Annotated in this window: 5 protein-coding genes; all 5 read left to right on the plus strand. The window is 61.3% G+C overall.

Going from position 1 to position 11516, the window contains the following annotated elements:
- The first annotated feature begins 4 nt into the window (after positions 1-4).
- The 5 genes from OC446_RS21510 to OC446_RS21530 all read left to right on the plus strand — a co-directional run bounded on the left by OC446_RS21510 (position 5) and on the right by OC446_RS21530 (position 11300).
- A complete protein-coding gene (locus OC446_RS21510) occupies positions 5-2122 on the plus strand; it encodes an McrB family protein (protein ID WP_262031061.1) in 2118 nt (705 codons plus the stop codon).
- 6 nt (positions 2123-2128) lie between these two features.
- Positions 2129-3814 carry a DUF2357 domain-containing protein gene (locus OC446_RS21515; protein ID WP_262031062.1) on the plus strand — a complete coding sequence of 562 codons (1686 nt, stop codon included), beginning with the start codon at positions 2129-2131 and terminating at the stop codon, positions 3812-3814.
- A 2-nt stretch (positions 3815-3816) separates the two neighbouring features.
- The gene (locus tag OC446_RS21520) at positions 3817-6312 is read left to right on the plus strand and encodes a hypothetical protein (protein WP_262031063.1); all 2496 of its coding nucleotides are present in this window, start codon (positions 3817-3819) and stop codon (positions 6310-6312) included.
- A 255-nt stretch (positions 6313-6567) separates the two neighbouring features.
- Positions 6568-9372 carry an AAA family ATPase gene (locus tag OC446_RS21525; protein WP_262031064.1) on the plus strand — a complete coding sequence of 935 codons (2805 nt, stop codon included), beginning with the start codon at positions 6568-6570 and terminating at the stop codon, positions 9370-9372.
- On the plus strand, positions 9369-11300 hold the full coding sequence (locus OC446_RS21530) for a DUF7017 domain-containing protein (RefSeq protein ID WP_262031065.1): 1932 nt from the start codon (positions 9369-9371) through the stop codon (positions 11298-11300). The genes OC446_RS21525 and OC446_RS21530 overlap by 4 nt, the downstream gene beginning before the upstream one ends.
- Positions 11301-11516: the final 216 nt, after the last annotated feature.

Genomic DNA, 11516 nt, shown 5'->3' on the forward strand with positions numbered 1-11516 from the left:
CGCTATGGATCTCAACTTCTTTTCGATATCGACTGCGCTGGGTGCAGGCGCAGCCCTCACGGCTTGTGCTACCGCAGCAGTCGCCGTTCTGGATGCCGGACGCCGTACCGCCGCCCTTCCGACTTGGCGCTTCCTTCAAGAGGATATCCCCCGGCGGCAGGCGGAGCGGGAGGAGGCCCAGCGCGCGCTCGACGCTTTGCGGGCGGAAATCGACACGCTGCGACTGGAAACGGCTCAACTCGAGACTGTTCGAGCCCAACGCACCGCCGAAGAGGCATTGCTCGCGGATATCCAGCGCCAGCTCGATAATTTGGCCGAAGACCGCAAGCAGCTCGATACGCTCAAGACGGAGCTGGTCACCCTCATCGATCAGAAGGCTGCCCTCGATCAGCAGCTTATTGACCTACGGGATGAGCAGAGCCAGCGGGCCAAGATCGTTGAGCGCCTCGGTACCGAGCGCGAGGAACTTGAGCGGTTTCTGGCCGATCGTAAGACCGAGCGCGAGAGCCTTGAGGCAGAGACTGCGCGCCTCAAGGTGGAGCGTGATAGCCTAAGACATGATGGTGAGCGGGCACGGTCTGAGCTGGAGGAGCTACGCCGCCGTGCGACCGAGGAGACGGCGGCGCTGGCCGATGCGCGTCGTCGCCTAGAGCAAGGACAGGCTGAAGAAACGGCAACCCTGACGCGTGTAGCCGCTCTGCGGCAAGATCGCGAGGAGATTGAGACGAAGCTGTCGGAGGCGGCAGCCGGCCGCGGTCGGCTTTCGGAAGAAATCGGGCGCCTGTCGGCTGAGCGAGAAGGACTCCGTGAGGATCTTGTCGCTGAGCAACAAGCCTTCCTTAAAGCACGCAGTGAGGTCGAAGCTGCAGGTCTTGAGCGCGATGAAGCACGCCGCGAGCGTGACGGGCTGCGTGCAGAGTCCGAGGTTCTCAAGCGTGTGATCACAAATCTTGAAGCCAAGGCAGGGCCTCGGACGGAAGCCGACGTTCGGGACATTCTTGGCGATCTCTTGGTCCCACCGAAGCCACTGGTGTGCGCCAAAATGGCACGGGTGGCGGAGGAGGAGGTGACCGCCCTCGACCGCGTCCGCCAGCATCTCGCGGCGCGCAACCTCCGCTTCCCAGAACGCCTGATTGACGCATTCCACACCTCGCTGAAAATCAGCGACATCAGCCCCATGACGGTGCTGGCTGGCATCTCCGGAACTGGCAAGAGTGAGTTACCGCGCCAGTACGCGACCGCCTTAGGCCTGCCTTTCTTCCAGCTCGCTGTGCAACCGCGCTGGGATAGTCCGCAGGACCTGTTCGGCTTCTACAACTACCTTGAGCATCGCTATAAGCCGACTGACCTCGCCCGGCTGATGATCCATCTTGATGTGGAACGCTGGCCTGAGCAGGCGCGCCCGTACAAGGATCATATGGCCCTTGTGCTCCTGGACGAGATGAATCTTGCTCGCGTCGAGTACTATTTCAGCGAGTTCCTGAGCCGTCTGGAGGTGCGCCGCGACTCAGACACGGCAGCTGCGGCTGAAATCGAACTGGAACTGGGGCGCCTACCGGAGGGCTGGAGTAACCGCGTCTATCCCGTTCGTCGGCTTCTGTTCGTAGGCACCATGAACGAGGATGAGTCGACCCAAACGCTCTCCGATAAGGTGGTTGATCGGGCCAACGTAATGCGCTTCCCGAAGCCGCGGACGCTCGCGACAAACCGTGATGGCACCTCTTCTGAGGCCGCGGACGACAACTTCCTCCCGTTCACGGTTTGGCAGAGGTGGATCCGCAAAGATGCTCCGGCAACGCTCGATACGTGGCTCGCAACTCTCAACAGTCATCTTGAAAGCCTTGGCCGTCCATTTGGCCACCGAATGGGTCAAGCGATCAGAGCGTATGTCGCTAACCATCCGAAGAGCCGCACCGACATCCGCATTCCTATGGCGGACCAGCTTGAGATGCGGATCTTCCCCAAACTTCGAGGCGTCGTGGTCGATGAGAATCGAGCCGCTCTCGACGGTATTGCTCGCTTCATCGACCAAGAGCTGAAGGATCCATCTCTGCAGGAGGCATTTGACCAAGCCCACCGCGACCGAGATCTCTTCCTCTGGCGTGGCGTAGATCGCGGCTGACGACCAATGTTCGCGAGCGCATTTGCTCTAACCCGCCCTTGGGGGCTGCACGGTGACCAGGACGAGGACCGGACCCGGATTGAGATCCGGTCTGGACAGGGTCCTCTCGTTCTTCCGGCCGGGTGCGGTCTTTCCATCGTGGCGCAGGCCGGTCTCGGCCTGCGTTTCAATGGAAAGAAGATTGTATCGGCACAACCGGAAGGCGGCACATTCTCATGGAATGGAGAGAAGCGGTATTGGACCCTGCCTATAGGCGTCGAAGGGGATGCGACCCGCTTCAATCTTCTTATTGACGCGGAGGGGGCGTCTGCGGAGACGGTTGAAATTGGGCTCGTCGGAGCGCCGGCCCGCCCGGAGCGACCGGGCGAGGGAACACTCGGTGAACGGCTATTTGGGCTTCTCCTCGCACTTATTGAACGGATCCGCTCGCTAATCGATGATGAGGTTGGAGAGTTGGAGCATCAGGCTGTTGGCCGCAAGCTCGTGGCTTCGGCTGTGCCTTGGCCTGTCGTGGCACGCAAGTGGTGCGAAGCATACGATATCGACCATCCGCCGCCCTTGGATGTGATTGTCCGTCATGCGGAAATGCTGCCAAGGACCATTGAGGCCTTGGCAGGCCATCCTCGGCGGATCCTGTCACGGGTCCGAGAGCGCCTACCTGTAAGTCGAGTCCAGGAACTTGATCCAGCTTGTTTAGCCTGGTACGTGCGTCAGCCCGGAAGTACAACGGCCGAGAAGGCTGGGGCCCGACAGACCATACTGGCGGTGTCGCGTCAGGAGAGTTTTGACACCCTCGAGAATCGCGTGCTGCGAGCATATCTGGCGCTGGCTGCCCACGCGGCCCGCAGCTATGCCGAGCTTCACAGGAAACTCGGGACAAGCGAACGCATGAGGATTGTCTCCCGCTACGAGCGCCTTAGCCGACGTTTGGAGCGGGATCTCGCAGAAGCAGGCATCCGCCCGCCCAGTGGACCAGTTGTGCCCAACTACGTTCTGTCTCAGGACAACCGCTACCGGAAGGTCTGGGACGGCTATCAAGAACTCCTTCGCCGCCGGCAGGACGAGGACGACGTCTGGCGTTGGCAGATCCGGCTCTGGGCAGAATGCGTTCGAATCTCAGTTTTGGTTGCATTACGACGGCTACCCGGGGCTCAAATTATCGCGGAGGCTCCAGTTCAAATTCGGGCCGACCAGCACCGGGGACGATGGGCCGATATCGCTCCGCATTCAGCGGTCGTCAGCCTGCCCGTAGATGCTCGGCGCTTGGTCGTCACAGTAATTGACGCTCAGGACCCGCAGGCAGATACGTTCGGTCCCCGTGGCCTCTGGCCATATCTGTGGAGCATTGGGCCCGGCTGCGTGCTGCACGCCCAGGATCTCGCCAGCGGCGAGGAGACTTGGGTTTTGGTTTGGAGCCTACACCCCATCGATGGGCGGTCGCTCGACCTGCGGCGTGAAGCTCGCTCTGCCGATCAGGCGCTCACCCGTCTGATACGCCGCATCCGCGACGATGGTGGGCCCGCCTACAGACTGCGCGGTGTTATCCTTGCCTCCGCGCAGGGCGACAGCAAGGATATCAGGGTCGGCGATTACGGCGACACGCTTGCATACCACTGTCCTGTTAATGCCGAGAGCCTTTCAGGGATTGTCGACAGCTTGGCCGATATGCTGCCAGTGATCCTAGGTGCCTAACAATGAATCAGGTGTTCCTTGGGCTTGATGTCAATGGGCTTTCCGACCGAGCAATCGAGGTCGAGTGGCAATTGGCGCACATCACCTCAGAACGTAGATTGCATCGGCCTGAGGTGATTGAACTGGTTGGCAGCAAGCCTCGCTACGTCACCGGGGAAGCGGCATCTCTTCATCCAGCCGGACGAGGCTGGGTGCAGCCCCAATGGGGTGAAACCGCCACTCGGCACCAAATATCAGATATTCTTGCGGCCCTCCGCGAGCACGACGAGTTTCGCGCCAGAGCGATCCTCGTAGAGCATCTACGCTCCTTGGTTCGCGGAAGCGATCAAGCGGGTTTCGCGATTCCGGACGATATTTCGGCCGAGGCCCAGACAACGCTGCTCGAGGCGGTTCGCCAATCCGTACGGTTCAGCCCCCAGCACGGTTGGCGAGGCTGGACCGCCCTACCGGTTTGGCGATCCGTCGCTGCCCTGTTCGGCTGGGTGCGAGGTCAGCAGGCCGACTACCTTCAGAACCTCAATGGTGCGGAGGCGCTCGTACTTAGTCTCCTGCCAGACCGGATGGTCGCGGCGCCGCTCACGCTAGACCTCGCCAGCGACGCTCACGGCGGGCCGCTTCTGACGCCTGTGCGTTCCAAACCGGGGTGGGCGGTAGAGGCAGAAACTTATCCACCAGAGGACATAGAGCGGGAAATCGTCGAACAGATTCCAGATAGCCTCCTACGACGTCAGCTTGAACTGGTCGGCGCAGGAGCTGACTATGTTCGAGGCGATGTGCCCCAGATCCTCCTGCAAAGCCGTGACGGTCGTTGGCTCGCCCCGCCGAAGGTCTATGTTCACCATGACTCTCGCCGCTCCCACCTCGAGGTATTCAGGGAATTGGTGGCGGAGGCGATCACCGGACGTTTCGCTCTGATTTTGATTGAAAGTCCCGAGGAGGAACGCGGTTTCCCGGACCGCAAGTGGGTAGATTTTGCAGCGGAGGTCGCGCAGCTCTGGCGCAAGACGGCTCTTGTTGCGGTCGCGCCGCCCGGGGCCGTCGCCCGTGGCTGCGCTGAATACAGTGCCCGCCTCGCCCACAACCTCCCAACTTTCTTTGATTACCTTCCGCGCATCGAAATCGTTGCACAGGAAGGTGAGGACGCGCGCTTTATCCCTCTCTTCCCGGAACAGCAGCGGGTGCCCGGCAATCAAGCCTTCCGGGAGCAGCTCGACGGCAAGTTCGAGGTTCCGGCTGGCGTCCAGAGCCTCACTTTCCACCTTTATAAGGATGAGGACCGAAAGCAGGAGGATGTCCGCAAGGCGGTCATGCAATTGCCGCAGGCTCCGGAACGAGCAGTGCCCATCTCGCTTCGAGTGGACCAGCGGCCCGTAAGCGGCCATGCATTGATCGAGATACTGCCTCATCCCGAGGATGCCCTTGGGCCTGAGCGCATAGCTCTCGATTGGCGCTCGATGGAGGAGACGGGTCTCTCGCGGAAGGACACGATTGCGAAGATCGAAAGAGAGCGACCGCGAGGATACCCAGATCACGCTCCAACGCAGACGCACTGGGCGGTATGGGACGGTCTAGAGGTGGCTAGGGCTATGGAGCGTTTCCTCCCAATCTCCCCGACCCACACACTTTATCCAACACGCCTGGATGAACTTCGAACAGCTCTCGGCCAACGCCTGAACCCAGCCTCGCGGGGCTACGATCCCTCAGTCAAGGAGGCGCTCTCTCCATTCAACAGCGATGGCGGCTATCCATCCATTCCAGGCAGGAGCGTCCTAGTCGCGAAAGTTCAAGAGAAGATCTCATACGACCTTTCACAACTAAAGCCTGGCCCAAGGAATAACCAGTTCCGGCAATGGCTCTGCCTAGCTGGAAGCTGGATGTTTGCTAGTGCACCATCAGGTGTTTTGGAGCACCTGCGCCTTGTTATGCAGGGCCAGGTGGCCGCAGGACACCTCACTCAAGCAATTGGTCGCGCAGCGGCTTCGCCAAGAGATATTGAGCTGGCGTTCGGGTTTCTGTCGCGGCGGTTGGACGAGCGTAGCCAAGCCATACCGAAATGGCATGGAGCTATGAATGATCTCAAGGCAGCGGCCTTCATCCTACGTTTCCGGCGCGAAGCCGGACGCCTGCTCACGACCGATCAGGCGACGTTGATCGCCAGCGCTGCGATCGGCGTGATGGTAAACGAACTTCGTGCCGGTGCAGCACCACCCCTCCAGCAGAAATTTCTGTGGGCTGCGCTGGCATTTCTTCTGGTGCTGCGCCATCGCGAGAGAAACCAGTCCTTCCTAGTCCCGCCGACCGATGGGGAGCTAGGATCCCAACTGTACGTGCTTGCAAAACGTGTTCTGTCGAAGGCCCAGGAGGAGATTGAGAGCGGAAGACCCTGCCACTTCCTTGTACCCAGCGGGCTTGAGAATGCGGGCCTATTTCTCGAAAGACGCGGTGGTGATGCCGGAATTATCGCTGTTATCAGCCAAGGGCTCGATGGCGATGATTGATCGGAATGGGACGAGGCTGCCTGCGCAGCCCCTTGCGGCGGCTCGCTCGGGTCGTGACCGGTTCTAGGTCCGGCTTGGAGAGGCTAATGACCTCTGCGGTGCGGAAAATGTTTAGCCCATCCAAGGTCAAGCTTAACATGCTGGGAGCGGACGCCTATTGTCGCGATAGGGGAGGTTCACGAGGCTAGGCTGTGAGATCTCCGCGAGAGTCCAGTTGAGCTGACAAGAATAGAGACCAAGGGGCGCTTCGAGGTGGTGAGTAATTTTACGTTCCTGCAAACCCGCTGGCCCGAGCTGTACCGGCAGGCGGCCCAGGCGGAGTCCGCCCTCCATCTCGATGCAGATGTAACTGCATTTCGACTTCGGGTCTTCGCCGAACATCTCGTCTCGGCCCTGTTCCAGTCGCAAGGATTGCCAATGCCTGAGAAGGGTCGACAGCTCGACCATCTCCGGTACCTCGAAGACAATGGTCTCGTGGACCGGCGAATTCTCGGGAAGCTCCACGCACTGAGGCTCCTCGGCAACAAGGCGGCCCATGGGGCCACGGTCTCCCGGAAGCAGGCTGCAGGGCTACTTGAGGATGCCTGGTCCCTGGCCCAGTGGTTCTGCCGTCTCACCGCCCCACAGGACGAGTGGGCCAATCTGCCGTTCCGCCACCCTGATCCCCCGTCGCAACCCGGCAGCAAGGCTGCCGAGACGGTGGTGGAGGCGCTGGCCGAGTCTGGCGGAGAGAAGGAGGACGCCTCGCAGGCCGGTCCCGCCGAGAAGGCCAAGCGCCTGCCCCGCGACGATGCGGAGCGGATACTGGAGGCCTCCGGCAGCGCGTTCGACAAGCTCCATCCCGAGATGAGGGAGCTGAGGACCACCATCAGCCTGAAAGACGCCTTCGCCGGGGAGACCCTGTCGAGCGGGCAGGAAGAGCTGATCGGGGAGTTCGAGCGCTTCTTCGAGGATCGCGACGCGCGGGTCTTCCTCCTTAAGGGTCATGCGGGAACCGGAAAGACCTTCATCCTCAGGGGGCTGACGACGTACCTGTCGGCACAGGGGCGCTCGTTTCGGCTCTGCGCGCCTACGGGCCGCGCCGCGAAGGTCATCGAGGAAAAGACTGGGCACGCAGCGCGCACGCTCCATGCCACGATCTACAACTTTGAGAAGCTCGTCGAATACACCGACGATGGCCTTGAGGGGTCCGAGACCTTCAAGCACTACGCCCAGATCGCGGTCAATGATGACGCGGCAAACACCGTCTATATCGCCGACGAAGCCTCGCTCCTTTCGGATGTCTATCAGGAGGGCGAATTCTATCGTTCGGGATCGGGTTGCCTCCTGAGGGATTTCCTGAATTTCGTCGGGCTCGATCACAACGACCATGACAAAAAGATCATCCTGGTCGGCGACCCGGCCCAGCTACCACCGGTCGACATGCCGTTCTCCCCGGCGCTTGACGCGGATTACCTTCGCACGACCTATGGGACGAGCCATCGCGGCTACGAGCTGAAGGAGGTGGTGCGCCAGAAGGCAGGCAGCGGCATCCTCAAGAACGTCATGCCGCTTCGCGACAGCCTGGAGGGGAAGGTCTTCAGCAAACTGACCTTCGATTTCAGCGCAGACGATATCGAAGCAGTCCCGGCAAACCAAATCCTGTCGAGCTATCTCGACTCCTGCGACCATGCGATCAACGGGAAATCCATCATCGTCACCCGCTCGAACGCGGAGGCCGCGGAGTCCAACCGGATCGTCCGGCAGCACTTCTTCCCTGACAAGACAGAGGTCACCGCAGGCGACAAGCTGATGGTTGTCGCGAATATCCAGCTTGATGGCCTCTTCATCTCGAATGGCGACTTCGCCTGGGTCAAGGAGGTCAGCGAACAGGTGGAAGTCCGTCGCGTTCCCTTGAAGCGCAAGCACCCCGACACGAAGATCGTGGAGATGATCGATGTCTCACTCTCGTTTCGCGACGCACTTCTGGGTGTCCGTAACACCACGGGACGCGCGCAGTTCTTCCGGACGAAGATTCTTGAGAACCTGCTCTACGACAACAACCCGTCTCTAGGTTCTGACGAGCAGAAGGCCCTCTATGTCGACTTCTGCATGCGGCACGAGCACCTGAAAAAGGACCGCGCTCTCTTCCAGAAGACCCTTCGGTCTGATCCCTACTTCAATGCCCTGAGGGTCAAGTTCGGCTACGCAGTGACCTGCCATAAGGCGCAGGGCAGCGAGTGGGAGCATGTCTTTGTAACCTGCCCTCGCGATCAGAGCCCGCTCTCAGCCGGTTATTTCCGCTGGCTCTATACCGCGATGACGCGGGCGAGAAGCCGCCTCTACCTTATCAATCCCCCACATCTGCCGGTGGGTGGAGAGATGGAGCCGGTGGTCCCGCCCCACCTCACCCTGCGCCGGTCACCGGAACCGACCGTCCCCGCTGCCCTCCCTGACGTCCAGACTGAAAGCGCCGACGCCCCGCTCGAGAGCTTCGGCCTCACCGAGCAGGATGGTATCTTGTTCGGGATCCTGCGGCAGGTGCAGGCGGCCCTGAAGGGCAGCGGCATCGAGATCGAGGGCATTGTCCACAATCAGTACCAGGAGGCGTATTTCTTCCACCGTGATGGGGCATCCACTCGGTTGAACATCGCCTATAACGGCAGGGGCAAGGTCGGGCGGATCATGCCGGTCCAGGCGTGTGCCCTGAGCGACGAGTTGTGCCAGCGCCTCGGGGCAATGGTCGACAAGATCCTGCTGCCGGTTTCTCAAGCACGTTCCCTGAGTGGCACGGGGGTTACATGCGGGGCTGATTATCGCCCCAACCAGGACTTCCTCGGTGAGTTCCACGCTCGGCTCCTGCCCCTTGCGCAGGAGCGGGGCATCCGGATCGCCGACGTGGCCGAAAAGCAGTATTGCCAGCGATACACCTTCGCTCGTGACAGTGCGGCCGTCGTGGTCGACATCTGGTACAACAAGAAGAGCGCCTTCAGCAAATTCTCTCCGGTCAGTCAGTCGGGACCCCAAGGCTCGCTCCTGCCCGAAGTGATCGATCTCCTGAAGGTTGGAATGAGCGCATGAGTTCGTCGCAGGAGGTCTTCAAGCTCCGCAGGGAGGGTCAGCTCGAAGCCGCCTACGCGATGGCCAAGGTGCGCATGGCACTGCCTGGCCGGGACGTCTGGGACCATCGGGCCTACGCCTGGTGCCTGATCGACCTCTTGAAGGCGAACGGCCGGGCGGGCGGCAACGAAGCGGCCGCCGGCTATGCCAGAGAACTGCGCGCGCTGGAGCCGCCTGAGGACGATGAGGTCCTCACAAAGGAGCGCCGCCGAGCTCTCTCGCTCCTCGAGGAAGGCGCGGATGAGCTCGCCCGCGCCCAGGAGCACAGCAAGAAGGGCCTCTTCCGGGAGGCGGTCGCGATCTACGCCGACCTCTCGCGCCGCAAGCTGCTCGGCCCGGAGAATTGGTTGAACTACGGCTGGGACCTCTACAAGGCGACCAAGACCCTCCTGGGGAAATTACCTTCGGAGGAGCTGTCGCCGGCCGTCGTAGGCGAGGTCAGGCGCTACCTCAACGCCTACATGAGGCTTGAGCTCGAGCGCCCCTCCCAGCTTCACAGCTGCATACTGCGTCTGGCCGCGCGCCTCGCCTCCGGCGACCATCTCAAGATCTTGCTCTTCGCCCGGCTCTGGGGGCTCGAGCATCTCCGGCCCGAGGACTTCGAGCGCTTCGTCGCGGAGGACGGGAAGACGATCTCCTCGCTCGCCGAGAAGGTGGTCATGAAGGCTGCAAAGGAAGCTGCGGAGGCACGTGACCGGGACCAGATCGACTACATGATGCCCTTCGTCGACCGCATGATGGCGCGCTTCCCCGACAACCACTGGCTCCAGTTGGGCAAGGTGAAGCTCCTTCGGGAGGGCGGACGTCTGGCGGAGGCTCGAACCGTCGCGCTCTCCTTCGCCAAGACCAAGACCCAGGAGTACTGGGTCTGGGATCTTCTCGGCGATCTCCAGGTCGATCCTGCAAATCGCCTGGCCTGCTATTGCAAGGCCCTGAGCTGCTCGCAGGACGACCACTTCGTCAGTCCTGTTCGCCAGAAACTCGCCCGCGAACTCCTCGAGGCGGGCCATGCCGCCGAGGCGAAGGGTGAGATCGTACGAATCCTCGAGCACAAGAACCGTGCAGGACACCGCGTGCCGGTCGAGGTGCAGAACATGACGGCGATGGACTGGTATGCGTCGACTGATGCCGTTTCCCCGAAACCCGGCTTCTATGCGCGTTTCGCGTCCGCAGCCGACGAACTGCTCTTCGCCGATCTGCCCTGGATTGACGCCTGCTTGGGGGAGACGTTCACTATCGAGGGGCAAGACTCGAAGCCAAGGCGCAAGTTGTACCTCAGGACTGGCTCTCTACCTGCGGAGGTGGCCGTCCCAGAGGGCAGGGTGAAGCTGAAGGCGTCGAAGATCGGCCAGCCCATCAGGGTGAAGGCGGACTACGATCCGCAAGGAGAGCGGCGCTTCATGCTCTATGCGACGTCCGAGCGGTGGGACGGCGCGCCCTTCGACGTCTTTCCCGAGACAGTCGGCGTCATCCACCACGTCAATGTCAGCAAGGGCGTTATGCACTTCACGGCCGGACGAGAGACGCAAGGGACTTTCCCAATCGCCGAGTACAACGGCAGAGCCGCCGTCGGCGCGTTCGTCTCCCTTAGGCTGGCAACCTTCCAATCGCGCAAGGGAGGAGGCGTACGCGCCCTCACGGCCGAGACGACGGACAAAGCGCCAGGCGCTCAGGTCTATCGACAATTCGAAGGCCCGGTGCGGGTGAGGAATGGCCTGGGCTTCACTGATGATAACATCTTCGTTCCGCCTGACCTTGTGGCGGCCAGCAATCTCGATGACGAGGACGTCGTATCCGGAGTGGCCATCCCAAGCTTCGACAAGAAGAAAGGCAATTGGGGATGGAAGGCGATCATGGTTACTGCCTTGGTCCCTGCAGGGGATGACTGACATCGGCGCCCTCAATAGACCGGCGACGCGGATCCGCGCGACCCAGCGTCAGCTCGAGGCGCGCGGCAAGAGTATGTTTGTAAGCATTTCTCAATTCGCGAAGTGAAGATGGATGGCTCGAAACAAATCACTCGCCTAGTTTGGAATACCGTCCCTCGCTCGTAAGCGCGCAAATCTCCGCACCTTTTCATTGCTGAAGCAGTGACGGAGTCTGTG

Source organism: Microvirga sp. Mcv34 (assembly GCF_024519725.1).
Taxonomy (GTDB): domain Bacteria; phylum Pseudomonadota; class Alphaproteobacteria; order Rhizobiales; family Beijerinckiaceae; genus Microvirga.